18 protein-coding genes and 3 tRNA genes are annotated in these 24,890 nt (G+C 64.6%); 11 read left to right on the top strand and 10 right to left on the bottom strand.

All coding sequences use genetic code 11. The annotated features are described in order from the left end of the window. From DFR24_RS08385 to DFR24_RS08370, 4 genes are all read right to left on the bottom strand, one after another. Positions 1 to 237 carry a hypothetical protein gene (locus DFR24_RS08385; protein ID WP_133880823.1) on the bottom strand — a complete coding sequence of 79 codons (237 nt, stop codon included), beginning with the start codon at positions 235 to 237 and terminating at the stop codon, positions 1 to 3. A gap of 392 nt (positions 238 to 629) precedes the next feature. Further along, a tRNA-Lys gene (locus DFR24_RS08380) sits at positions 630 to 704 on the bottom strand. Positions 705 to 790: 86 nt separating this feature from the next. Continuing rightward, positions 791 to 866 (bottom strand) — tRNA-His (locus DFR24_RS08375). Between the two features lie 161 nt (positions 867 to 1,027). Continuing rightward, a tRNA-Pro gene (locus tag DFR24_RS08370) sits at positions 1,028 to 1,104 on the bottom strand. A 360-nt stretch (positions 1,105 to 1,464) separates the two neighbouring features. On the opposite strand from DFR24_RS08370, the gene DFR24_RS08365 reads away from it, so the two are divergent. The 5 genes from DFR24_RS08365 (at position 1,465) to DFR24_RS08345 (ending at position 8,786) form a co-directional block, all read left to right on the top strand. Beyond that, entirely contained in the window at positions 1,465 to 3,075 is a 1,611-nt protein-coding gene (locus DFR24_RS08365; protein ID WP_133880822.1) for an MFS transporter, read from the top strand. Positions 3,076 to 3,226: 151 nt separating this feature from the next. Further along, positions 3,227 to 5,188: an acetate--CoA ligase gene (gene acs / locus DFR24_RS08360; RefSeq protein ID WP_133880821.1), complete on the top strand. Its 1,962-nt coding sequence runs from the start codon at positions 3,227 to 3,229 to the stop codon at positions 5,186 to 5,188. Positions 5,189 to 5,708: 520 nt separating this feature from the next. Further along, a complete protein-coding gene (locus tag DFR24_RS08355) occupies positions 5,709 to 6,569 on the top strand; it encodes a PA4780 family RIO1-like protein kinase (RefSeq protein WP_133880820.1) in 861 nt (286 codons plus the stop codon). A gap of 157 nt (positions 6,570 to 6,726) precedes the next feature. After that, positions 6,727 to 7,356: a glutathione S-transferase family protein gene (locus tag DFR24_RS08350; protein ID WP_133880819.1), complete on the top strand. Its 630-nt coding sequence runs from the start codon at positions 6,727 to 6,729 to the stop codon at positions 7,354 to 7,356. Between the two features lie 26 nt (positions 7,357 to 7,382). After that, complete coding sequence (locus DFR24_RS08345) at positions 7,383 to 8,786, top strand: aldehyde dehydrogenase family protein (protein ID WP_133880818.1); 1,404 nt, start codon at positions 7,383 to 7,385, stop codon at positions 8,784 to 8,786. Positions 8,787 to 8,894: 108 nt separating this feature from the next. Here DFR24_RS08345 and DFR24_RS08340 read toward each other — a convergent pair whose 3' ends face one another. Then, the gene (locus DFR24_RS08340) at positions 8,895 to 9,722 is read right to left on the bottom strand and encodes a UDP-2,3-diacylglucosamine diphosphatase (protein WP_133880817.1); all 828 of its coding nucleotides are present in this window, start codon (positions 9,720 to 9,722) and stop codon (positions 8,895 to 8,897) included. Positions 9,723 to 9,839: 117 nt separating this feature from the next. Here DFR24_RS08340 and DFR24_RS08335 point away from each other — a divergent pair, with 117 nt between their 5' ends. Genes DFR24_RS08335 through DFR24_RS08325 form a run of 3 tightly spaced genes read left to right on the top strand, consistent with a single transcriptional unit; the run spans position 9,840 to position 12,556 of the window. Beyond that, positions 9,840 to 10,817: a diacylglycerol/lipid kinase family protein gene (locus tag DFR24_RS08335; protein WP_133880816.1), complete on the top strand. Its 978-nt coding sequence runs from the start codon at positions 9,840 to 9,842 to the stop codon at positions 10,815 to 10,817. After that, positions 10,814 to 11,635: a metallophosphoesterase family protein gene (locus DFR24_RS08330; RefSeq protein ID WP_133880815.1), complete on the top strand. Its 822-nt coding sequence runs from the start codon at positions 10,814 to 10,816 to the stop codon at positions 11,633 to 11,635. The genes DFR24_RS08335 and DFR24_RS08330 overlap by 4 nt, the downstream gene beginning before the upstream one ends. A 54-nt stretch (positions 11,636 to 11,689) precedes the next feature. Further along, positions 11,690 to 12,556 (top strand): phosphatase PAP2 family protein, encoded by an 867-nt coding sequence (locus DFR24_RS08325; RefSeq protein WP_133880814.1) that lies wholly within the window; start codon positions 11,690 to 11,692, stop codon positions 12,554 to 12,556. An 8-nt stretch (positions 12,557 to 12,564) separates the two neighbouring features. Here the strand turns inward: DFR24_RS08325 and clpB are convergent, their stop codons facing one another. Next, on the bottom strand, positions 12,565 to 15,171 hold the full coding sequence (gene clpB / locus DFR24_RS08320; RefSeq protein ID WP_133880813.1) for an ATP-dependent chaperone ClpB: 2,607 nt from the start codon (positions 15,169 to 15,171) through the stop codon (positions 12,565 to 12,567). 296 nt (positions 15,172 to 15,467) lie between these two features. On the opposite strand from clpB, the gene DFR24_RS08315 reads away from it, so the two are divergent. Genes DFR24_RS08315 through DFR24_RS08305 form a run of 3 tightly spaced genes read left to right on the top strand, consistent with a single transcriptional unit; the run spans position 15,468 to position 18,587 of the window. Then, positions 15,468 to 16,259: an SLBB domain-containing protein gene (locus DFR24_RS08315; protein ID WP_162851107.1), complete on the top strand. Its 792-nt coding sequence runs from the start codon at positions 15,468 to 15,470 to the stop codon at positions 16,257 to 16,259. Continuing rightward, positions 16,259 to 17,656 carry a GumC family protein gene (locus tag DFR24_RS08310; RefSeq protein ID WP_133880811.1) on the top strand — a complete coding sequence of 466 codons (1,398 nt, stop codon included), beginning with the start codon at positions 16,259 to 16,261 and terminating at the stop codon, positions 17,654 to 17,656. The genes DFR24_RS08315 and DFR24_RS08310 overlap by 1 nt, the downstream gene beginning before the upstream one ends. Then, positions 17,604 to 18,587 carry a CpsD/CapB family tyrosine-protein kinase gene (locus tag DFR24_RS08305; RefSeq protein ID WP_133880810.1) on the top strand — a complete coding sequence of 328 codons (984 nt, stop codon included), beginning with the start codon at positions 17,604 to 17,606 and terminating at the stop codon, positions 18,585 to 18,587. The genes DFR24_RS08310 and DFR24_RS08305 overlap by 53 nt, the downstream gene beginning before the upstream one ends. 8 nt (positions 18,588 to 18,595) lie before the next feature. Here the strand turns inward: DFR24_RS08305 and DFR24_RS08300 are convergent, their stop codons facing one another. The 4 genes from DFR24_RS08300 to DFR24_RS08285 are packed head-to-tail and all read right to left on the bottom strand — an operon-like array spanning position 18,596 to position 24,881. Next, positions 18,596 to 20,398 (bottom strand): serine aminopeptidase domain-containing protein, encoded by a 1,803-nt coding sequence (locus tag DFR24_RS08300; RefSeq protein WP_162851106.1) that lies wholly within the window; start codon positions 20,396 to 20,398, stop codon positions 18,596 to 18,598. After that, positions 20,395 to 22,980 (bottom strand): glycoside hydrolase family 2 protein, encoded by a 2,586-nt coding sequence (locus DFR24_RS08295; RefSeq protein WP_136249359.1) that lies wholly within the window; start codon positions 22,978 to 22,980, stop codon positions 20,395 to 20,397. The genes DFR24_RS08300 and DFR24_RS08295 overlap by 4 nt, the downstream gene beginning before the upstream one ends. Then, entirely contained in the window at positions 22,977 to 23,960 is a 984-nt protein-coding gene (locus DFR24_RS08290; RefSeq protein WP_133880807.1) for a DUF1839 family protein, read from the bottom strand. The genes DFR24_RS08295 and DFR24_RS08290 overlap by 4 nt, the downstream gene beginning before the upstream one ends. 3 nt (positions 23,961 to 23,963) lie before the next feature. Next, entirely contained in the window at positions 23,964 to 24,881 is a 918-nt protein-coding gene (locus tag DFR24_RS08285) for an amino acid--[acyl-carrier-protein] ligase (protein ID WP_210772277.1), read from the bottom strand. Positions 24,882 to 24,890: the final 9 nt, after the last annotated feature.

The following is a 24,890-nucleotide window of genomic DNA, read 5'->3' as shown; positions in this document are numbered from 1 at the left end:
TCAGGACGGCGCGGCAGCATCCTCGGCGTCCCGTGCCGAGCGGTTGGGCGTTTTCAGATGCCAACCGGTCACCTCCTTCCATCCCCAGCGCGAATCGCAAGTCTCGCAGTCGAACAGGCGCGCCTTCGGCGCGGCCGCCATTTTCCCGGTGGATGGATCAAACAGGTGGAGATGCGTCGGAATGTCGTTCCGGGTCGGCGCCAGGAGCAGCCGGGCGCATGGATCGCAGAGCTTCATGGGCATACCTCCCGAGTCTGATCATGGGTTTTGGCCGGCAACGGGATGCAGCACCCCAAAAAATGCGCGGCCTCTCGGAATGAGTCACCTTCCGTCACGGCATTCGATACGGGAGGGCCGGATGGCCCGCGCTCCGTTCGATGTCGTCCTGTGAGAAATGCTGCAGCTGCGGCATGAAAAAAAGCTGAACGGCGGGGACGGCGCGGTGAAGGTCCGGCAAGTTCAGCGACCGGTCAGCGCGGCCGGTCGTCGAGTCACGATCCCGAGTCCCGCGCGCGCGGCGAGGTGCCGAGGTCTGGTGTCCCGGTTGGGCAATACGGTAGGAGTAACGACGTGTGAGGCGCGTCCCCGAAGGAACGGCAGCGCTGTTTTCAGCGCGTGATCGGAAGGAGTGGTGGGCTGCCAGGGACTCGAACCCCGAACCTACTGATTAAGAGTCAGCTGCTCTACCATTGAGCTAGCAACCCGTTCCGAAAATCTGATGCGCCCCGTGAGGGGCGCGCATTGTAGCCGCTCCATCCGCGAAATCCACACGGAGCGACGCATTAAAAAATGGGGTGACCGACGGGGCTCGAACCCGCGACAACCAGGATCACAACCTGGGACTCTACCAACTGAGCTACGGCCACCATTGGGCGGCGGAGTCTACCGGCTCGACGCGAGTCATTCCAGATGGCAGGCCCGAATTTCTAGCTTCGCTGCATCCGAAGGCGCCGGCATGTGCAGAGGCCGTGCGTTTGCGCCCGGGCATTTGCGAAGGAAGGAGACGCCTCCGCGACCGCGGAATTAATGGTCGGGGTAGAGAGATTCGAACTCCCGACATCCTGCACCCAAAGCAGGCGCGCTACCAGACTGCGCTATACCCCGACACGAGCCACCGGAATCCGGGTGGCCGAGGATTATCGGGGGCGGCCGGGGTGGGGTCAACGCGACTGCCGAGCGCAACGGTCCATTCGAGGCGGATCATTCGTTCTGCGTGGCGAACGCGCTTCGGAAGGTTGTCGGGGCTGACGCCCCTCCTACAGTCGCGTGCTTTTGTAGGAGGGGCGTCAGCCCCGACCTCTTCTCTCGCCAACCGGGGCCGCCCGAAGTGGGCAAGCACCGGTCGCACGCGTAGCCTTGGGAAAAATGGCGCTGGTGGCGTGCGCGGCGTTCCCGTCGCGCGCAATGCCGGGGGAAACGAACGTGAGCAATGCTCGCGCCGAGTTGGAAACGGGAGATGTGGGGATGGGTGCAGCGGTGAATACGGGTGCGGCCGACACGAAGGTGAGTCCCGCCGAACAGCGGCGCGTGATCTTCGCGTCGTCCCTGGGCACGGTGTTCGAGTGGTACGACTTCTTCCTCTACGCGACCCTGGCGCCGTTCTTCGCTGCCCTGTTCTTCCCCAAGGGCAACGAGACCGCCGCGCTGCTGTCGGCCTTTGCCACTTACGCCGCGGGTTTTCTGGTGCGTCCGTTCGGCGCGCTGGTGTTCGGACGGCTCGGCGATATCGTGGGGCGCAAGTACACCTTCCTGGTCACGATCGTGGTCATGGGCAGCGCGACGGCCGCCGTCGGCTTCCTGCCGACCTACGAGACCATCGGCGTCGCGGCGCCGATCATCCTCGTGATGCTGCGACTGCTGCAGGGCCTGGCGCTGGGCGGTGAGTACGGCGGCGCTGCGACCTACGTGGCGGAGCACGCGCCCGACAACCGGCGCGGCTACGCGACGAGCTGGATCCAGGCGACGGCGACGATCGGGTTCTTCCTGTCGCTGCTGATCATCGGCTGCTGCCGCGTGTCGATGGACAAGGCCGCGTTCGCCGAGTGGGGCTGGCGCGTGCCGTTCCTGGTGTCGATCGTCCTGCTGCTCTTCTCGATCTACATCCGTCTCAAGCTCAACGAGTCGCCGCTGTTCCAGAAGATGAAGGCCGAGGGCAAGACCTCGAAGTCGCCGCTGACGGACAGCTTCCTGCGCTACCCCAACAACAAGTACGTCGCGCTCGCGCTGTTCGGCGCGGTCGCGGGGCAGGGCGTGGTCTGGTACACGGGCCAGTTCTACGCGCTGTTCTTCCTGACGATCACGCTCAAGCTCGACTACTTCACGGCCTATTCGCTGCTCGCCGTGGCGCTGCTGGTCGGCACGCCGTTCTTCGTGGTCTTCGGGGCGCTGTCGGATCGCATCGGCCGCCTGAAGATCATCCTCGCGGGCTGCCTGCTCGGTGCGCTCACGTTCGTGCCGATCTTCAAGGGGCTCACGCATGCGGTGAACCCCGCGCTCGAGGCATTCCAGCAGCGCACGACGCTGAGCGTGGCGGCGACCGACTGCAACTTCCACATCTTCGTGCTGCCCGGCACGAACTTCACCGACTGCGACAAGGCGAAGGATTTCCTGACCAAGTCGGGGCTGTCGTTCGAGTCGCTGCCGGTCGAGGGCGGCGCCAGCGTGACCACGCGGATCGGCGATGTCGTGCTGACGGGCTGGGACGAGGCCGCCTACAAGGCGGCACTGGCGACGGCCGGGTATCCGACCGAGGCCGATACCGCGCAGGTCAACTACCCGCTGACCCTGCTGCTGCTCTTCATCCTGATGATCTACGTGACGATGGTGTATGGACCGATCGCGGCATGGCTCGTGGAACTGTTCCCGACCCGGATCCGGTACACCTCGATGAGCCTGCCGTACCACATCGGGAACGGCTGGTTCGGCGGCATGCTGCCGCTGCTGGCCACGGCGATGGTCGCCGCGTCCGGCAACATCTACTACGGCCTGTGGTACCCGATCGGCGTGGCGCTGATGAGCGTGGTCGTGGGCGTGCTGTTTCTTCGCGGAAAGGACCGCCGCTCGCTGGACAGCTGAGCGGGCGCCGCTGCGGCCGGCCCTTGCGCACGCGCCGGGCCGCCGCCGCGGCGACCACCCCCCGACGACCTACCCATCGGGACGGTTTGCCCCGATTTTCGCGCGGCCTATGATCGTCGACTTATAGAGAGCGAATCAGGAGAGAGAAGAGATGAGCGACATCCAGTCGGTGCTCACCGAAGCGCGCCTGTTTCCGCCGTCAGCGGCCTTCGCAGCCGCGGCGCGCCTGAACAAGGAGAAGCTCGCCGCCCTGTGCGCCGAGGCCGAGAAGGATCCGGTGGAATTCTGGGCCGAGCTCGCACGCAAGAACATCGCGTGGCAGACGCCCTTCACGAAGGCCCTCGACGACTCGAAGGCGCCGAATTACCGCTGGTTCGTCGGGGGCAAGACCAACGCCTCGGCCAACTGCCTGGATCGCCACCTCGCGACCAAGGCCGACAAGATCGCGATCCGGTTCGAGGGCGACAAGGGCGACACGAAGAACTGGACCTACCGCCAGCTCCACGCGGACGTCAGCAAGCTCGCCAACGGCCTCAAGTCGCTGGGCGTGACCAAGGGCGACCGCGTGGTGCTGTACATGCCGCACACGCCGGAAGCGGTGATCGCGATGCAGGCCTGTGCCCGCATCGGTGCGATCCACTCGATCGTCTTCGGCGGCTTCTCGTCGGGCTCGCTGCGTGACCGCATCGAGGACGCAGGCGCCAAGGTCGTCATCACGGCCGACGGCAACACGCGCGGCGGAAATCTGATCGAGCTCAAGAAGGCGGTCAACGAGGCGCTGTCGTCCGGCTGCAAGACCATCGAGAAGGTGATCGTGCTCAAGCGCACCGGTCACGACGTCGGGTTCGACGCGCCGCGCGACGTGTGGTGGCACGACCTCGTCGCGCAGCAGTCGGCAAGCTGCGACCCCGAGTGGGTCGAGGCCGACCATCCGCTGTTCCTGCTCTACACCTCCGGCTCCACCGGCAAGCCCAAGGGCATCCAGCACAGCACCGGCGGGTACATGGTGGGTGCGCACATGACCAGCCAGTGGGTGTTCGATCTCAAGGAATCGGACGTGTTCTGGTGCACCGCGGACGTGGGCTGGATCACCGGCCACAGCTATGTCTGCTACGGACCGCTGAGCAACGGCGCGACGATCCTGATGTACGAGGGTGTGCCGACGTTCCCGGACGCAGGCCGCTTCTGGAAGATCGCGCAGGACCACGGCGTCACGATCTTCTACACGGCGCCCACCGCTATCCGCGCGCTGATGAAGCTCGGCGAGGAATGGCCCAACAAGTACGACCTGTCGAAGCTGCGTCTGCTGGGTTCGGTCGGCGAGCCGATCAATCCCGAGGCCTGGATGTGGTACCACCGCGTGATCGGCAAGGAGAAGCTGCCGATCGTGGATACGTGGTGGCAGACCGAAACGGGCGCCATCATGATGAGCCCGATTCCCGGCGCGACGGCGACCAAGCCCGGCTCCTGCACGCAGCCGCTGCCCGGCATCTTCGCCGACGTGGTGGACGAGGCCGGCGAGCCGGTGAAGGGGCTCGAAGCCGGCGGATATCTCGTCATCACCAAGCCCTGGCCCTCGATGCTCAGCACGATCTGGGGCGACAACGAGCGCTACGTCAAGACCTACTACGGGCAGTTCCCGGGCAAGAACCTCTACGTCGCCGGCGACTCGACGCACCGCGACAAGGACGGCTACTACTGGATCATGGGCCGCATCGACGACGTGCTGAACGTCTCGGGACATCGCCTGGGCACGATGGAGATCGAGAGCGCCCTGGTGTCGCATACGCGCGTGGCGGAGGCCGCCGTCGTCGGGCGTCCGCACGAGGTCAAGGGCGAGAGCGTGTTCGCGTTCGTGACCTGCAAAGGCGCCCGTCCGCACGGGGACGAGGCCGCCAAGCTGATCAAGGAACTGCGCGAGCACGTCGGCAAGGAGATCGGCGCGCTGGCCAAGCCCGACGACATCCGCTTCGCCGACAATCTTCCGAAGACGCGCAGCGGCAAGATCATGCGCCGCCTGCTGCGGTCCATCGCCAAGGGCGAAGAGATCACGCAGGACATCTCGACCTTGGAGAATCCCGGGATCGTGGCGCAGCTGGCCGGGAAGGAATAGCGCTTGGCGTGATGCGCCCTCAGGAACTGGAGTGCATTGAGTCGCTCCAGTTCCTGAACCGGGGTGAGGGGCCGCTTTTTCAAAAGGCCCGATGCAAGTCGCCATTCGAGAACTCCCGAACCGCCCCTCATCCCAACCCTCTCCCCATGCGATGAAGCCGCGTGGGGAGAGGGAGCACAGCGTTCGCTCTTGAAGATCGAATCGCGCGACTACCGGCCCTTCTTCTTCTCTGCCTTCGCCGCCTTCTTTTCAGCCGGCGTCTTCTGCGGCTTCTTCTTCTCGTTCTTCTTCGCGTTCATTCCCTTGGCCATACGAATTTCTCCTGCGTGAGCATCGCCGGATGGGTCTTCCACGTCGGACGATGAGCGACGCTGCGCCTTCATACACTGGCACGCAGCGGGTGGATAGGTCGGCCGCCCGTTAGACTGCTCGTTACCGCACGCGCTTCGGGGCGTGCGACAACATTCGTTGCCGGCGTCGGGCCTCCCGCGCGGCCTGACTCGCGGTGCGCGCAGACTCCATGAAAATTCCCCGCGGCCTCCAGCCGCTGATCGACGACGGCATCATCGACGAGGTCGTACGCCCCCTGAAGAGCGGCAAGGAAGCCGCGGTTTTCCTGGTGGCCAGTGGCGACTCGCTGCGGTGCGCGAAGGTCTACAAGGACGCCAACCACCGCGGGTTCCAGAAGCTTGCGCAGTACCAGGAAGGCCGCAAGGCGCGCGGTAGCCGTGACGAGCGGGCGATGGGCAAGCGCTCGCGGCACGGCCGCAAGCAGCAGGAAGAGGAGTGGAAGAACGCCGAGGTCGATGCCCTGTATCGCCTGGCCGCCGCCGGCGTGCGAGTCCCACGCCCCTACGGCTATTTCGTCGGCGTGCTGGTGATGGAAATGATCGCCGACGAGAACGGCAACCCGGCGCCACGCCTGAACGAAGTGTCGCTGAGCCCGGAATTGGCGCGCCAGTACCATGAATTCATGATCCGGCAGATCGTGCTGATGCTCTGCGCCGGCCTGATCCACGGCGATCTTTCCGAGTACAACGTGCTGCTCGATACCGGTGGCCCGGTGGTCATCGATCTTCCGCAGGCGGTGGAAGCTTCGGTGAACAACAGCGCGTTCGCGATGCTCGCGCGCGACGTCGGCAACATGGCGGCCTACTTCGGTCAGTACGCTCCCGAACTGCTGGAAACCCAGTACGCGCGCGAGATCTGGCAGCTCTACCAGCACGCCGAACTCAAGCCGGACACCGTGCTGACGGGAGTCTGGGTCGACGACGGAACGTCGGTCGACGTCGACGACGTGATGCTGCAGATCGAGGAAGCGCGCCGCGAGGCCGAACGCAGGCAGCGCGGTCGCGAGGAAGCGGCCGAAGCCGAAGACTGAGCCCTGCGAGTGGGCTGACGGCCCCAACTTCTGGTGGGGGCAGGCGTCCTGTTTTGGGCGCCTAATAGGCTGAACCGGCGGGCACTGCATGGCAAACTGAGGGTCGAGACGCCCTGTCCACTGAGGCAGCGCGCTGACCACCGAGGAGAACATAAAAATGAAGTTCTACGACTGCGCCATGGCGCCCAGCCCCCGCCGCGTCCGCATCTTTCTGGCCGAGAAGGGCATCAAGATCGACACCGTGCAGGTCGACCTGATGACCGCTGAGAACATCCAGCCGGCGTACCTGAAGATCAATCCGCGTGGCATCGTGCCGGCGCTGCAGCTCGACGACGGCACGCTCATCGACGAGACCCTGGCGATCTGCCAGTACCTCGAGGCACTCCATCCGGAGAAGCCGATGCTCGGCACCGACGCAAAAAGCCGCGCCGTGATCACGTCCAGGACGCTGGCGATGGAATGGGACGGCTTCCTGCGAGCCTCCGAGGCCTTCCGCAATTCGGCACCGGGATTCGGCGACCGGGGTATTCCCGGATTGGGCGGAATCACCGCGATTCCCGCGCTCGCCGAGCGCGGCATGGCCGGCAGCCGGCGCTTCATCGACACGCTCGACGGCATGCTCGGCAAGTCGGAATTCGTCGCAGGTACCAGCTTCAGCTTGGCCGACATCACCGCCCTGTGCGTCGTGGATTTCATGGGCTGGCTCAAAGTGACCCCGACGGATTCACACCCGAACGTACAGCGGTGGTACCGTTCGGTCTCGTCCCGCCCCAGTGCCGCGGCGTGACCCCGCATTCATCAGGAGGAAGTCCCATGCAGGAATTCAAGCTTCTCATCGGTGGCAAACTCGTCGATGGCGATTCGACGATGGACGTCATCAATCCCGCCACCGGCAAGCTGCTGACCAAGAGTCCGCGCGCGTCGGTCGACCAGGCCAACCAGGCTGTTGCGGCCGCCAACAAGGCCTTCCCGGCCTGGGCTGCGCTGAGCTATCCCGAGCGCAGCGCCGTGCTCGCCAAGTTCGCCGACGCCATCGAAGCCCGCTTCGAGGAATTCACCACGCTGCTGACGCAGGAACAGGGCAAGCCGACCGCCGACGCGCAGTGGGAGATCGGCGGCACGCTCGCCTTCATCCGCTACTTCGCCGGCCTCAAGGTCGAGCCGAAGGTCATCGAAGACAGCGAGATCCGTCGCGTCGAACAGCATCGCAAGCCGCTGGGCGTCGTCGCCGCGATCATTCCCTGGAACTTCCCGGTGCTGCTGCTGATCGGCAAGCTGTCGCCGGCGCTGCTGTCCGGCAACACGCTGGTGGCCAAGCCTGCGCCGACCACGCCGCTGACCACGCTGCTGCTCGGTGAAGTCGCCTCCAAGATCTTCCCGGCCGGCGTGTTCAACGTCGTCACCGACGCCAACGATCTGGGCCACGTGCTGACCCAGCACCCCGACGTGCGCAAGGTGTCGTTCACGGGTTCCACCGCGACCGGCAAGAAGGTCATGGCCAGCGCCGCCGACACGGTCAAGCGCGTCACGCTCGAACTGGGCGGCAACGATGCGGCCATCGTGCTCGACGACGTCGACCCGAAGGAAGCGGCTGCCAAGATCTTCGGCGCCGCCTTCGCCAACAACGGCCAGGTCTGCGTCGCGATCAAGCGCCTCTACGTGCACGAGAAGATCTACGACGGCATGGTCGACGAGCTGGCCAAGCTCGCCAACGCAGCCGTGGTCGGTGACGGCCTCGAGAAGGGAACGACGCTCGGCCCCCTGCAGAACAAGATGCAGTTCGAGAAGGTCAAGGATCTGATCGCCGAAGCCAAGAAGAACGGCAAGGTCGTGACCGGCGGGCAGTCCGACGACGGCGGCGGTTACTTCATCCGCCCGACGATCGTGCGCGACGTGACCGACGGCGATCGCATCGTCGACGAAGAGCAGTTCGGGCCGGTCCTGCCGATCATCAAGTTCTCGGACTCGGAAGATGCGCTCAAGCGCGCCAACGCCTCGCCGTTCGGCCTGGGTGGTTCGGTCTGGGGCAAGGACACCAAGCGCGCCTCGGGCATCGCGGCACGCCTCGAGAGCGGCACGGCCTGGGTCAACAAGCATCTCGACCTTGCGCCCGGTATCCCGTTCGGTGGCGCCAAGCAGTCCGGCATGGGTGTGGAGTTCTCGGAAGAAGGCCTGTCCGAGTTCACGCAGAGCCAAGTCGTGAACGTCGCGAAGTAAGCCTCGTCGCGTAACGAAAAAGGCGGCCTTCGGGCCGCCTTTTTTGTTGTCCGGGTGAAACCCGGGACTCTTGCGAGCCCAAGAGAAAGATCCCGGGTTGCACCCGGGCTACGCGGCCTTCTTGGCGGCAGGCCGTTTCAGCGGCGTGACCTTCGGCGATTCGTGCAGGTGATCGATCTGCACCCAGCGCAGCACCTCGATGCGGCCGTTGAAGTCTTCCGCCAGCGCGGTGCAGCTCTCGACCCAGTCGCCGCTGTTGAGGTACTGCACGCCGTCGATGTCGCGGATCTCGGCGTGGTGGATGTGGCCGCAGACCACGCCATCCAGGCCCCGGCGGCGGCACTCGTGCGCCACGCTCTGCTCGAACTCGGAAACGATGTTGACCGCGTTCTTCACGCTCTTCTTCGCGAACGCCGACAACGACCAGTAGCGCATGCCGAACACGCGGCGCAGGCGATTCAGATGATCGTTGGCCTGCATCGTGAGTTCGTACGCGAAGTCGCCGACCAGGGCGATCCAGCGGTGATAGCGCGTGATCACGTCGAAGGCGTCGCCGTGGGTGATCAGCAGGCGGCGTCCGTCGGCCGTGGTGTGCACGTGCTCGTTGACGATGCGGATGTTGCCGATGGCAAGACCGAAGCCGACGAACTTGCGCAGGAATTCGTCGTGGTTGCCGGTGACGTAGTACACCTTGGTCCCGCGCTTGGACTTGGTCAGGATCTTGCGGACGACGTTGGTGTGTTCCTGTGGCCAGAACCACGAGCTGCGCAGCTTCCAGCCGTCGATGATGTCGCCGACCAGGTAGAGGTTCTCGCACTCGGTGTGCTTGAGGAAGTCCACGAGATGCTCCGCCTTGCATCCCGGCGTGCCGAGATGCACGTCGGAGATCCACAGCGTGCGGTACCTGGCGGTCTTGGTTTCGTCTTTCCTGGCCACGGTCTAGGCCCCTGTCTTGTTTTCCATGTGTGACCGAAGCATGAAGCGCCGGATTGACCCACCCGTGACGGTTTCGTTAAGCGCAGATGACGCTTGCCTCCCCTTATCCTTCGTCCGATGAATGATCTCTCCGCCGTCTCTTCTTCCGCGCAGCTGGCGATGAAGGCCGATGCTCCGCTCTTCATCGTGCTGAATGCAGGTTCGGGGAAGCACGACGCGGGCGATACGCAACAGACGCTGGCCGGGATATTCGACGCAGCGGGTCGACGTCACGAGTTCCTGCTGCTCGACAGCGCCACCGACATCGAGTCCAGGGCGAAGCAGGCGGTACGGCTCGCCTGCGAGCAGGGCGGCATCGTCGTCGCGGCCGGCGGCGACGGCACCATCAATGGCGTCGCCCAGCACGTGCTCGGCCATCCCTGCGCTTTCGGCGTGCTGCCGCAGGGCACCTTCAACTACTTCGGTCGCGTGCACGGCATCTCGCAGGAGACGGAGGTCGCGGCCAAGGCCCTGCTGCGTGCGATCCCGACGCCGGTGCAGGTCGGACTGGTCAACGAGAAGGTGTTTCTCGTGAACGCCAGTCTCGGGCTGTACACGAAGCTGCTGGAGGATCGCGAAACCGCCAAGGCGCAGCTCGGTCGCAGCCGGCTGGTCGCGATGGGCGCAGGTCTGATGACGCTGATGCGCGAGCGTCGGCAGTTGCGCCTGACGCTGGAGGCGCGCGGCCAGAGCCGCAGCATTCGCACGCCGAGCGTCTTCGTCGGCAACAACCGCCTTCAGTTCGATCGCCTGGGCCTTCCGGAAGGCGAGGCGCTGGAGCATGGCCAGTTGGCGGCCATCGTCGTCAAGCCGACGCGTGCGCTGGCCATGCTGGGTCTGGCGCTACGCGGCGCGCTGGGCCGCCTCGGTGACGCGGACAACCTCATCCGCTTCCCGATGCACCGGCTGACGGTGCACCCCCATCGTCACCGGATGATCAAGGTCGCAACCGACGGCGAGGTGAATCACCTGCGGGCACCGCTGGTGTTCCGTGTCGCACCCGAACCCCTGTTGCTGATGGTGCCGGCGCCCGAAGACCGGGTCGAAGTGAAGTGAGCGTTCTGCTCCAGATATCGGATCCACATTTCGGCGCGACGCTGCCGCGGGTGGTCGAGGCGCTCGCGGCACTTTCGGCCGCGCAGAAGCCGGACGTGCTGGTGCTCTCCGGCGACATCACGCAGCGCGCGCGTCCCTGGCAGTTCACGGCGGCCAAGCGCTTCCTCGATCGGCTCGGCATCGCGCAGACCTTGGTGACGCCCGGCAATCACGACATCCCGCTGATGGATTTCTTCACCCGCGCGTTCCAGCCGTACGCACGGCACCGGCGCGTGTTCGGTGACGATCTCGAGCCGATGCTCGATATCCCCGGCCTGCTCGTCATGTGCGTGAACACGACGCGGCGCTGGCGTCACATCGACGGCCAGGTCTCTCGCGCGCAGATCGAACGGGTGAGCGCGCGCCTGCGCGCCGCGGCGCCGGATCAGTTGCGCGTCGTCGTCACGCATCAGCCGGTCGACGTGCCGCATCGTCGCGACGAGCACGACCTGCTGCATGGACACGCGCGTGCCGCTCGCGCGTGGACCGATGCGGGCGCCGACGTGTTCATGGGCGGGCACATCCACCTGCCGTACGTGCGCCCGCTGACGATGCGTTTTCCCGATCTGCAGCGGCGTTCCTGGTGCGTCCAGGCCGGCACGGCGACGTCATGGCGCGTTCGACCGGATGCGCCGAATTCGGTGAACCTGATGCGCTACGGCCTGCCCGGGCGCGCGCTTCGCTGCACGGTGGAGCGCTGGGATTTCGTGGCGAGCGGCGGCCGCTTCGAACTGGCCGAGGTGTGGGAGCTCGACCTGCAGCGCGATGCGTCACTGTGAGGAACTCGAGGCCCCGCGCTTGAACCCGAACCCGCTGCTGCGCACGATCCGCGGATGGATTCGCTTCCGCGCCTGATCGCGCTGCACCCCGTCGAGGTCTTCCTCGTCTTCGCTCTGGTGGCGGTGACGACGGCGGTCTCGGTCTGGCTGCTGCTGCGCCGTCTGCGCGAACCGCTGTGGAACGTTCTTCGGACGACCTGGCAACGCGCGACGGGGCGATGGGTGCCGCTGTCGCGTCTGCGCACGCCGGCTGCTTGGCAGGGCGGGCCCTTGCTGCTGGATCTGCTGCTCGGTTTCGTCGTCGTGCTGGCGGCGGTGGCACTGTTTTTCGGGATCGCCGACGAGATCGGGCTCGACGAAGGCCTGGGCCGTTTCGACGTGGCGCTGGCCGCGGAACTGTCACGCGCCTTGTCTCGCCAGACGCTGACGTTCTTCGCCACGGTGACCCACCTCGGCGACGCCATCGTGCAGTGGGGGCTGGGCGTGGTCGTCGCGCTGGTGCTGATCGTACGCGGGCGCCGGCTGCTCGCTGCGAGCTGGCTCGTGGCGGTTGCCGGAAACGGCGTGATGAACCGCGTGCTCAAGGCCTTGTTCGAGCGTACGCGTCCGCTGCACGAGCACGGCCTGACCCTGGAGCACGGCTGGAGTTTTCCCAGCGGACACACCTCGGGCGCGGTCGTGATCTACGGAATGCTGGCGTACCTGGGCATGCGGGCCGCGCCGCCCGCCTGGCACCTGCCGATCACGCTATCGGCGCTGCTGGTGGTGCTGCTCGTGGGCTACAGCCGCATCGTGCTGCAGGTGCACTACCTCAGCGACGTGCTCGCAGCGCTGGTGTCGGGCGGCACATGGCTGATGGTCTGCATCACGGCCGCCCGCGTTGTGCGCGTGCACCAGGAATACCGGCCTGGCGCAGCGTAGGCGATGAATCAGGCGCGCTCGAACGTCAGCGCGCCGTTCTTCTCCTGCACGTCGACGCGATCGCCTCCGGCGAAGCGGCCGTCGAGCACCGAGCGCGCAAGCGGGTTCTCCACCAGCGACTGGATAGCGCGCTTGAGCGGTCGCGCGCCGTACACCGGGTCGTAGCCGGCCTGCGCCAGCAGGTCGAGCGCCCCGTCGGAGAACGACAGCGTGATGTTGCGATCGGCGAGCCGGCGCACGACGCGGTCGGCCTGCACGCGCGCGATGCTGCGGATCTGCGTCGAACCCAGCGGGCTGAACACGACAGCCTCGTCGATGCGGTTGATGAACTCCGGCCGGAAGTGCGTCCCGACCACGGCCATCACGCCTTCCTTGATCGCCGCGTAGTCGATCTTCGCCTTGTCCTTGCCGAGCATGTCCTGCAGCAGCTGCGAGCCGAGGTTCGACGTCATGACGATGACGACGTTGCGAAAGTCCACGGTGCGGCCCTGGCCATCCGTGAGGCGACCGTCATCCAGCACCTGCAGCAGCACGTTGAACACCTCGGGATGCGCCTTCTCGACCTCGTCGAGCAGCACGACGGAGTAGGGCCGGCGTCGCACGGCTTCGGTGAGCTGTCCACCTTCTTCGTAGCCGACGTATCCCGGCGGCGCGCCGATCAGTCGCGCGACGCTGTGTCGTTCGCCGTACTCGGACATGTCGATCCGCACCATCGCTTCGTCGGTGTCGAACAGGAACGCCGCGAGCGCCTTGCACAGTTCGGTCTTGCCCACGCCGGTCGGGCCCAGGAACAGGAACGAGCCGATCGGGCGATTGGGATCGGACAGGCCGGCACGCGAACGGCGGATCGCGTTGGAGACGGCAGACACCGCCTCGTCCTGCCCGACCACGCGCTGGTGCAGCGCTTCTTCCATGCGCAGCAGCTTGTCGCGCTCGCCTTCCATCAGCTTGTCGACCGGGATGCCGGTCCAGCGCGCCACGATCTCGGCGATCTCTTCTTCGCTGACGCTGGTGCGCAGCAGCTTCTGCTGCCCGACCGGGGTTTCGGTCTTCGGCGCATCCGCCGGCGTCGCAGCGAGACGACGCTCGAGTTCGGGAATCCTTCCGTACTGCAGCTCGGCCATGCGCGACAGATCGCCGGCGCGGCGCGCCGCTTCCATGTCCGCGCGTGCGCGCTCCAGTTCTTCCTTCACGGACGCCGAGCCGGCGACGCTGGCCTTCTCGGCCTTCCAGCGCTCTTCGAGATCGCTGGACTCGCGCTCGAGCTTGGCGATGTCCTTCTCGAGTTCGGCGAGCGAGCGCTTGGCGCCGTCGTCCTCCTCCTTCTTCAGCGCCTCGCGCTGGATCTTGAGCTGGATCAGCCGGCGATCGAGGCGATCGAGCGCCTCCGGCTTCGAGTCGATCTCGATGCGGATGCGCGATGCCGCCTCGTCCATCAGGTCGATGGCCTTGTCCGGCAGGTTGCGGTCGGTGATGTAGCGGTGGCTGAGCTTGGCAGCCGCGATCAGCGCGCCGTCCGTGATGTCGACGCCGTGGTGAACCTCGTAGCGCTCCTTCAGGCCGCGCAGGATCGCGATGGTGTCCTCGACGCTCGGTTCGCCGACGAACACCTTCTGGAAGCGGCGTTCGAGCGCAGCGTCCTTCTCGATGTACTTGCGGTACTCGTCGAGCGTCGTGGCGCCGATGCAGTGCAGCTCTCCGCGCGCGAGCGCCGGCTTGAGCATGTTGCCGGCGTCCATCGCGCCCTCGGCCTTGCCGGCGCCGACCAGCGTGTGGATCTCGTCGATGAACAGGATCACTTGGCCTTCGCACTTGGCCAGGTCGTTGAGCACGCCCTTCAGGCGCTCCTCGAATTCACCGCGGTACTTGGCGCCGGCGATCAGGGAGCCGAGATCCAGCGTCAGCAGGCGCTTGTTCTTCAGCGACTCGGGCACTTCGCCGTTGACGATGCGCTGGGCAAGACCTTCGGCGATCGCGGTCTTGCCGACGCCGGGTTCGCCGATCAGCGCCGGGTTGTTCTTCGTACGGCGCGACAGTACCTGGATGACGCGGCGGATCTCCTCGTCGCGGCCGATCACCGGATCGAGCTTGCTCTTGCGGGCGCGCTCGGTCAGGTCGATGGTGTACTTCTCGAGCGACTGGCGCTGGTCTTCGGCGCCGGCCGAATCCATCTTCTGGCCACCGCGCACGCGCTCGATGGCCTGCTCGAGCATCTCCTTGCGGCCGCCAGCGGCACGCAGCGCCTCGCCAGCAGGGCCCTTGTCATCGGCCAGCGCCAGCGCGAACAGCTCCGACGAGATGAACTGGTCGCCGCGCTGCTGCGCGAGCTTGTCCGTCAGGTTCAGCAGGCGGGTCAGGTCGGACGACACCTGCAGGTCGCCGGTGGTCTTGCCCAGGCGGGGCAGCTTCTCCAAGGCCTGGGTCACGCGGCTGCGCAGCAGGTCCGGATTGACCCCGGCGGCCTGGAACAACGGGGCGAGGGTTCCACCGTCCTGACCGAGCAGCGCGGACAGCACGTGGACCGGCTCGAGGGCCGCGTGATCCCGGCCCAGGGCCAGGCTTTGGGCGGTGGCCAGGGCTTCCTGGAAGCGGCTGGTCAACTTGTCGGCTCGCATTTCAAACCTCCTGTTTTCTTGCGGGAAACATGGAGGCCATGGAAATCGGTTCAAGATGCGACGACGCTGCGAGTCGTGAGTCGCGCCGGACGCAGGGTGCGGTCAAAGCCGACGGTGAGCTTCTGATATTCTGCCAAGCCTGCAGGTTCAGGAGCATATTTTCGATGGAAGTCATGCGAGTACGAGCAGCTGGCCGGTTCAGCCCCCGACTCGCGCGGACATTTGTCGCGGCGGTCTTCGCGTTGACGTGCGGAGTCGTTGCCGCAGAACCATCGGTCGCACCGGTTGGCTATCCCGTGGATCCGCTGGTTCCGAATGCAACGCCGCCGAATGCGCTGTCGGTCACGCCACCGGCCATTCTCGATCAGGCAACGGTGACGCTCGCTCCGGGCGACTCGGTGACGATGACGGTGTTCGGCCGTCCGGAACTGACGCTGACCGGTTACGTCTCGGATTCGGGAACGATCGATGTGCCGCTCGCGGGCAGCATCCCGGTGGCGGGGCTGTCGCCTACACAGGCCGCAGAGCGCGTTGCCACGGCATATCGCGAAGGCGAGTACCTGATCGATCCGCAGGTCAACATCGTGCTCGCTGCCATTCGCAGCCAGCAGATCAGCGTGGTGGGCGAGGTGGTGCGGCCGGGCCGTTTTCCGATGGATACGCGAACCACGATTCTGGATGCGCTGGCACAGGCTGGCGGTATTTCGCCGCTGGGCGCCGAACGGGCCTTCATCCTGCGTAGATCGATGGACGGGGTCGAGCGCTTCGAAGTGGACCTGCAGGACCTGCTGTCCGCCGGCTCCGGGCAGGTGGTGCAGATCCGCGCCGGGGACACGATCGTGATACCCAAGGCGCCGCTTTTCTATATCTACGGTGAGGTCTCCCGGCCCGGCGCTTTCCCGCTGCGTTCGAAGATCACGGTCATCGAGGCCATCTCCATCGCCGGTGGCCTGACGCCGCGCGGCTCCAGCCGTCGCATCGAGATCAAGCGCCGGCTCAAGGACGGCAAGAGCCAGCGCTCCGACGCCGAGATCGACGACGAGGTGATGGCCGAAGACGTCATCAACGTGAAGGAACGCTTGTTCTGATGGCGCGTACCAGCGACAGCGATTCGTTCGGATCGACGACCTATGACATGGGTGGGCCGGCGCTTGGCCTGAAACAGCTGTGGGCAATCGCGTGGGCCTACCGCTACGTCATCATCATCGTGCCGATCCTGTTCGGTATCGCAGGTGCCCTCACACTGAAGTATCTGCTTCCGCGCGTGTATCAGGCGACGGCGACATTGCTGGTCGCCTACAAGGCCGACGACCCGATGTCGGGCGGCAATTACTCCGAGTTGAACAATTACAGCTATCTCGGCACGCAGCTCGAATTGCTGAAGAGCGAGTCCACCCTGTTGCCGGTGATCGATCAGCTGGGCCTGATCGAGAAGAAGGAATACATCGCAGGCTATGTCGGCGACGGAACCAAGGAGAGCGTGCGCCAGTACGCGATGACCATCCTGTTCAAACGGCTGACCATCACTCCCGGGCAGGCCAGCCGATTCATCTACGTTTCGGCCGATGACCCGGATCCGGTCATGGCGGCCAAGCTGGCCAACACCGTTGCCGACGTCTATCTCGAAGAACAGATGCGCCAGTTCATCGAACCGGCGAAGGACCGCATTCAGCGCTACGGCAAGCAGCTCGAGAATCTGCGCAAGAACGTGGATGACGCACAGGCCAAGGTCTCTGCATTCCGGCGCAAGACCGGGTTGATCGACCTGACCGGCAAGACCGACCAGGATTCGACGCGGCTGACGGATCTCGACAGTCGCGCGACGGAAGCATCGGCCGCACGCCAGCAGGCCGAAATGCGCCTGGCACGCGCCGGACAGGGCGATTCCGAAGTGCTCAGCTCTCCGCTGGTGCAGACGCTCAAGGCCCAGCTTCAGCAGAAGGAGGCGCTGCTGTCGGACTTGCGCGGCTCGCTCGGTGCGCGGCATCCGCAGATCGTTTCGCTGCAAGGCGAGCTGGCGCAGTTGGACAGCCAGCTCAAGCGAGAGATCGGCATTCATACCGAAAGTGCCCGGGCCGAGCTGGCCGCCGCCCGCACCGTCGAAGAACGGCTACGCCAGGAAGTCAGTCAGCAACGTGCAAAGGTGATGTCCACCCGTACACAGCAGGACGAGGGGGCCAGTCTTCTTCAGGAGCTGGAGTCGGCCACCAAGGTCTACCAGGGAGCGCTGGACGCGTTGGAGAGCGCGCAACTCGGCACGCAGACCGCCGCCAGTGCCGTCAGCATCGCCAATCGTGCGGCGCCTCCGTCCCTGCCCAAGGCGGGACGCAAGAAGAAGTTCATCCTGATTGTCGGCCTGGGTTTCATCATCGGTGCCGGCGGCTCATTGATGTACGAATTGCTGAATCGGCGCGTGCGCTGCCGCGAAGATCTTGAGAACGATCTGCGTACGCCGGTTCTTGTCGAGCTGCGGTCTGCGTCATGAGCTTTTCGCTGAAACGGAAGACCTGTTTTCACAACGAGAGAAATCGAATTTGACTCAGCTCAACGCCGATTCGGAATCACGCGTCCGACGCGAGCCTGATCTCGTGGGGTCTCAGCGGCTTTCGCAGGCTTTGGCCCGTCGAAGCGGCCTGAGCGAAAGTGATCTTCATCGTGTGAGTGCTGTCCAGGAACAGCTCGGCCTGGGATTTATCGAGGCTGCGATGCGACTGGGTCTGGTCACGCAGTCCGATCTGGACGAGGTGCTCGCCGGAGAGCGTGCGGAAGCCGAACATCCAAAGGCCGTCGCACGCCCATCTTCTCATCTGATCAGTGCGCACGATCCCTTCGACCCGTTCAGTGAAAATGTCCGGGCGCTGCGCACCGAGCTCTTGATGCGTGCGCCGGCCGACGATGCAAATGTCATCGTGATCGTGAGTCCTGGCAGAGGTGAAGGGCGATCGCGATTGGCATCGGAGCTTGCGATTTCCTTTGCTCAATTGGGCCAGGCGACGTTGCTCGTCGATGCCGATCTTCGCCGCTCCACGCTGCATGATCTTTTCTCGGCAGATCACGATGAGGGCTTGTCGCAGGCCCTGATGGAGGGGCGGGCGCCGAAAGTGCAGGGTGTCCTGGGGCTGGCGAGCCTTTCGTTGCTGACGGCGGGCCGGCGCCCGTCGACGCCGCTGGAACTGCTGTCCGATCCCACGTTCGGCGAAATGCTGTCCGGGTGGAAGCGGCGTTACCGCCATCTCATTCTTGATACGCCGGCCGTATCGCTTTATTCGGATGCCCTGGCAGTGGCCACGCACGCACAGCGTGTGCTGATCGTGTCCAGACTGAACCACACGATGATCGCGCAAGCACGGGACATGATTCGCCGATTGGAGTCCACTCGCGCCACGATCATCGGTAGCGTGCTCAATCGTTTTTGACGCGGCGCTCAGGAAAAGTATTTCAATATCTGGGCCTGCGTCCAGGATTTTACCCAGTGCTGCGCGGCCGCTGCGGTGAATGTATGGTCTGCTCCGGTGTCCTGGCCGACTTCTACGTATTCGACGCCAGGCAAATGAGAAACGAGACTGGCGTTCGCGCCCAGATGAATCCGTATCTCGTGAAGACCCGTGTCCTCGGGAGTGCATACGAAGCTCAGACGGCAGCCCCGTTTCGAAAGCTGAGCAATCTGATGTCGAGGCAAGCCAGCACCCGATGAGCCGAAGACCATCTGGTGTAGACCGACCTTGATGCGTTTGGTCGCACGCGCGGCTATTCCTCCCGCGATGCTCCGCACGTCGATGGAGCCCGCGAGAAATCTGCGCCATGTCGGAATCTCCACCGCCTTTCTTGCGTAGAAAGCGAAGGATTTCACGCGGCCACGTGCCAGATTTTCCTTTACTTCCTGCTCGCGCCAGCGGAATAACTGGAGATTGAACAGCAGAGCCCCGGAAACGGATTCGCTCGCGAGCGCTGCGTGGTAGCACATATAGGCTCCGGAGCAGATGCCCCAAAGCACGACCGCCTCGACGCGGGGTTGCCGCAACAACCATTCGACGCCCTCGACGATGTCGAGATGCGTGTCGCGCTTGTACTCCCAGAAACGTTCGCGCTCGCAGACTTGTCCGCTGTCTCCGGTGCCTCCGATGTCCATGCGCAAGGACAGATATCCGAGCCTCGCCAGGTCGCGGCCAATCTCGACGTGGAGGCGATTGGAGCCGATTCGATGATTGGCGCCTACGGTTCCGAACAGGATGGCCGTTCTTTTCGGCGTTCCCGATTCGGGGCGGCTGCTGATGCCGGAAAGTTCGAGTCCAGGCCCGAACCATTCGGCCTGCTCGAGCACTCCCGGAGCCGCCGGCACCCTTGCACGCTGATTCGCAAGGTCGGTGACCTCGACATGGGTCTCGAAGGGCGTTCTCAGATTCTTGACCCAGTCCGTCAGCGTTTCGACCGCTTCCAGCGGGAGGCTGGATTCAAATGCATCGCGCATCATCTGCGCGTAGCCCGGTACCGTGACGCTGAGGACGCGGCTACCGACAGCCGACCAATGCTTGGACAATCGCGAATCGCTGGGCAAGTCATCGCGTGCCATGAGCAAGCAGCACGAAGCCGGCGGTTCCGCGAGCTTCGTGAGTGAGATCTTTTGCAGATCGTCGACGGTCTGCAGGCTCAGCGCGAAGCCGGCGACATGGAGTCCGCCGTCGGCGCGAATGATCGAGCTCGTTCCTCCTTCCGCCTGGGAGGTCATCCCCGCGAGTGCTCTCAATTCCCGAATCAGCAGCGTGCCGGAGACGAACGGAGACCACGCCGCGAAACCGACGAGGTCTGGAATGCCGCGCGCGGCTTCCGCGGCCAGAGTTCCTCCGGCCCGGAGACCGAAAAGTACGAGTCGGGTTACGCCGGCATGACGCTTGATCTCCGAACAGGCGTCCCGAATGCTCGAGATCCAGGCGGCAACCCGATCCGGATCATCGACGTTGCCGGGCGAATCTCCGCCGGACGGATAGTCGAACCGGACGGTCGCGATGCCTTCTGCCGCGAGTCGCGTGGCGATGTACCGATAGCTGCGATGCGCACACATCACGTCGTAGCCAAGGGGATTGCAAAGAACGACCCCCAGGTTCGTGGCCTTGTCCGAAGCAGGCCGATGCAGCCAGCCGAAGCATTTTCTGCCTTCGGGGCCGAAGTAGAACGGTATCGCGCGAGGCGCGTCGATGCTGCCGAGTGAAGGGGCGACGAAGTCGCTCACGAGGCGGAGGGCATGCCGGTGCGATCGGCCGGCAAGGGCGCGTCCACGAGTACACGAACCGGCGTGCGCCCATTGACGCTGTGAACCCATGCCTGGAAGCGGGCGGAGGCGCCGCGCGGTGTCAGGATGACGTCGTGCCGATGTCCAGGCGCGAGTGAAAAATAGTTGTCGCTCGCGGCATAGCCGCGGGCTTCGAGCCACACGCCGTACGCAAATTTCCGGCTCTCGAGGCTGACGACGTAGCCGCCGTCGCGGGTGGGTACCGCCGACGCCGAGAGGGCCGGATCCCCGATGCGATCGAGGGCGCCCATGTCGGGCACGTGGAACGCGCGGCCGAGAATCTCGTCGGTGGAAGCCGCAGAGAGTGTTGCGACGACGACATCGTGCCCCGGCGGACCGAACCGGTAGCTATGCGTGAGATCCGTGAACCGGCCGATGAGTTGATCACCGCCGACACGCAGGCCGCCACGGGCTGGCAGCGTCGCGAGTTGCGATCCTTCGGCAACCAGGACCTCGCCGTACTGGTACAGCGATAGCGTGAGGCGGACGTCCATCGCATCCGGACGATCATTGGTCGCGTGCAAGTCGAGACCGTTGAGTCCTTCGTCGATCAATGACAGGCACACCGCGGAGCAGGCGCGCTTGAGCGCGTAATAGGGCGCTTTGGGCACGCCGCGGCTGTCGATCAGTCCCCAACCTGCACCCGGCCAGAGGTCACGCCAGAACCACACCAGCGCGCCGCTGCAAGCCGATCCCGTCCGTCGCCACTCGTTCATCGCCTGCGACATTGCTTCGCTGCTGGCCAGACGCGAGAGATAGAGATAGCGCTCCACGTCGGCGTACCGCAGGCGCGTGGGGTCGACTCCGAACACTCGGGAAAGATAGTGATCGCGTACGTCGTCGAAATCCCAGCCGGCACCCGAATCGCGCGGTACACGGGTCTTCCAGCGTGGATGCTGCGCAGATACCTGCCCGTCGCCCAGGAAGGACTCCAGAGTCTCGGGTTCCGGCACGTTCGCAAACGCGAGGCATTCGGACGTGAAACGCACCCCCGCCCGTCTCGCATCTTCGAGTGGACGCATGTAAGCGCCGACGCCGTAGTAATGGGACAGGCCCTTGTCGATCTGGAACGGTAACGCACCACCGGTGGGGCTGGACGTCACGTAAGGCAGATCGGGGCGAAGTTCGTGGCCGATCGAGGGCAGAAGGTCGTCGAACATCGGATTGCGCCACAAGTCCGCCCCTTGCCCCAGCATGGCGACCTGCTGCTCGATCTCGCTATTTCCGCAAAGGACCGCCAGCGCCGGATTGAGTTGGGTGCGCGACAGGAACTGATGCGCTTCCTCGCGGACGCTTTCGCGGAAAGCCGCGTCCTCGAAGGGGTAGTCCATGTTGGCGAAGCAGAAGTCCTGCCACACCATGATGCCGCGCTCGGCACATGCCGAGTAGAACGCCTGCGACTCATAAACCATCGTGCCGCCGATGCGCAGCAGATTGAATCCTGCTTCGCGGAACTGATCGAGTGTCCGCAACAGTTCGGCGTCATCGCCGGCGAGCGTCACGACATCCAGCGGAGTCCAGCAAGCGCCGCGGCAGAATATCGGCACGCCGTTGATCCGCAGCGCGAAGCCATCGTTCTCCCGGTCGATCGCGACGGTACGAAATCCCGTTCGATCCCAGTCCAGTTCGATGATCTGGGTGCCGCAATCGACGGAAACACGCACCTGATACAGCGCCTGCTCGCCGTGGGTGTGCGGCCACCACAGCACGACGTCGGGAAGCGTGACAGTGGCGGTCAGCTCGACGTCCTGACTCGATTCATGCGGGGCGAGCGCCATCGGCGCGCTGCAATCGCCGACATGCAGTCGAGCTCCCAGAACGGTCAGCTCTCCTTCAGACCCCAGCGTGATCCGCGCCGTGATCGTGCCGACGTGCCCATCGGTACTCGACTGAAGATGAGCCGACGTGACGCGAAGCCTGCGGCGCGAGATCAGCTGGATGGCGCGCCAGGGGCCGGTGGCGGCCACTGGCGGAGACCATCCCGGGATTCGTCCCAGCAGGCAGGCGCGGTGCCAGCGCAATTGCTGACTGGCGACCAGGCGGGTCTTCCAGCGGGGGCGCGCCCGTTTGGCCTTCAAGGCCGTGTTCAGTGCTCCGCAGCGCAGATGAAGCACGTTGGAGCCGGCCACGAGCTGTGCGGTGACATTCACCTCGTGCGCCACGAACTGGTTGCGGCTTTCGAGAATCTTCGTGCCGTTGAGCCAGACCTCGGACGGCGTGGTCAGTCCCTCGAAGCGCAGCCAGAGCGAGGACGACGGCTCGGGATCGTTATCGAATTGGACCCGCCACCAGCCGTCTTCGGCATCGAAGTCCCGCGTTTGGTGATCGAAAGACCATTGTTTTGCCGCTCGCAGCGCTCCCGCGGCGGTACCCGGTACCTGCGCGGGGATCCAATTGACGACAGCGCCGTCCAGTTCGTCCGGTTCGAGGGCCGCGCCTGGCGGCGTCGACGTGTACTGCCAATCGCGCGCCAGCTCGACAGCAACGTGAGCGCCGCCTACGCCTTTGGGCCAGGTGATCAACTGGCGTACCGCGTTCTCAAGATCCGGGTGGCTGCGTCCCAATGGGCCGCCATGTCGCCAAGCAGTGGACCGAAGTCCGCTTCTTTTTTCGAGTTGACGGAGCGAGCGGTCTTCAGGATGAGCGCCTTCGCACCATTGGAAATTCCCAGGCAGTGCTGCTCGACGGCATCCAGATCCTGTTCACCGTTGACCGAGAGCCAGCGCAGATACTGCGCACCCAGCTCGAACGCGGCTCCGAGCTGGCGAATCAACGCAAAGGCATAGCCGTGATACGTCGCGATGGGCTGCTGTTGCAGCCAACGGACATCGGAAGCGAACTGCTCGGCAAAGCGGGCGATCGGATTGACCGCCGGCAGTCGTCCGAGATGCTTTCGCAAAAGTCCCAGAGAGATCGCGACAAGCTCGTTGGCAGGCAGGCGGCGAACTCGGTCGAGGCGCACGAACTCGGCGTAGAACGGCATGAAGGCGGGGTCTGACGGGCTGTCCAGCTGGAACGTCCGCGCGAAATCTTCTCCGGACAATTCGTAATAGCCCGCGTTGTGAAAGTAGCCCAGGTGACGGGCATCCACATCGAGGTCGTTGATGACGATGGTGGACTTGGTATGGGTGTTCCGATAGTCGGTCGACTGCGTGTCGGGCAGGAAGAACGCGTCAGCTTCGGTGAAGACGAGATTTCCGCGCCCGAGGTGATGGCCCGCGTGCAGGATCAGCGAACGCCAGCAATTGAGCTCTTCGACTTCCATTCCGTAGAGCGACGTGATGTCCTCGTGCGGAGGCTTGAAAAATGTCCACTGGTCGCCTTCGAAGTCGACCCGGAATACGAACGGAAGCATCGCGAGAGGATCTTGCCCATTCGCATGAATCGCCTCGATCCACACGTCGACGTAGCAATTCTTCTCCACCCAGGCGACGCCATCGCCGTGCAACGCGTTCGGCCGGTAGTCGGCCGCTTGGATCGGGTAGACCTTTACTCGTGGCACGACCTAGCCCCAAAGCAGATCACGAATGTCGTTGGGCCAAGTCAGCGGATCGCAGCCGTGATGCTTGAACAGACCCATGCAGATTCGCTCGAGCCCGAAGCCCAGGCAGGCGGTGTGTGCGACCGCCCCGTCCGCCGTCCTGATGTCGAAGCTGGAGCCGAAATGATCCTCGTGATAGTTGAACGAGCAGCACGCCGTAGGGTTTTCTTTGGAGATGATGGGCACGAGAACCTCGAACTTGAGGCTCGCCGCTTTCTGGTTGGCTGCCAGCATCCGTCCACCACGTCCGAAAAAGGGATCCGCGGCGACATCCGATTCTGCCGGCAGACCGAGGTCCCTCAGCAGCTGGATGCCCCTTGCAAGCCACATGTCGCGCCATTCCACCACCATCTGCGGCGTTCCTACCCGCACGAATTCGCGGATGCGGAATGCCTGCATCCGGGTGGGTTCCGATGAAGGCTCGTGGCGGAAAACCCAGTTCTGCATATCCACCAGCCGCCCTTGTTCGGGCGCGGTGCCGGTGAACGAGGGATAGACCGGATAGCAGGCAGCGGGAGTGAGAACGACATCGGTCATGGTCTGGGTGTGGGCCCAGGGTTTGCCCTCAGCGAGACAGCAAACCAAATCCTGGTGTTGCGCCTCGCTGCCGCAAAAGCTGAACACAACACCGGCCAGATGAGGAAACGACTTCAGGTAACCACTTTTCTCGAAGACCTTCCGGTCCAGCGTCGGCGGAAACAGCATGACTTCCGCACCATCGTTCTCGGCGATCCGCGAAATTTTCGAGTTCAGATGAAAGAGCACGTCTTCGAATACGGCGCCTCGCCCGAATACACCCTTCACGCTGGTCGGGATGATGAGCTTGTTGGCGACAAGCTCGTCATAGAGCGCTTTCGAGTCGTAGGTCATTGCCACGGTCATCGACGTATT

It is taken from the genome of Panacagrimonas perspica, assembly GCF_004364935.1.
GTDB classification, from domain to species: Bacteria; Pseudomonadota; Gammaproteobacteria; order Nevskiales; family Nevskiaceae; genus Panacagrimonas; species Panacagrimonas perspica.
Note: the sequence above shows the minus strand (reverse complement) of the source record. Positions and strands in the feature narration are given on the sequence as shown.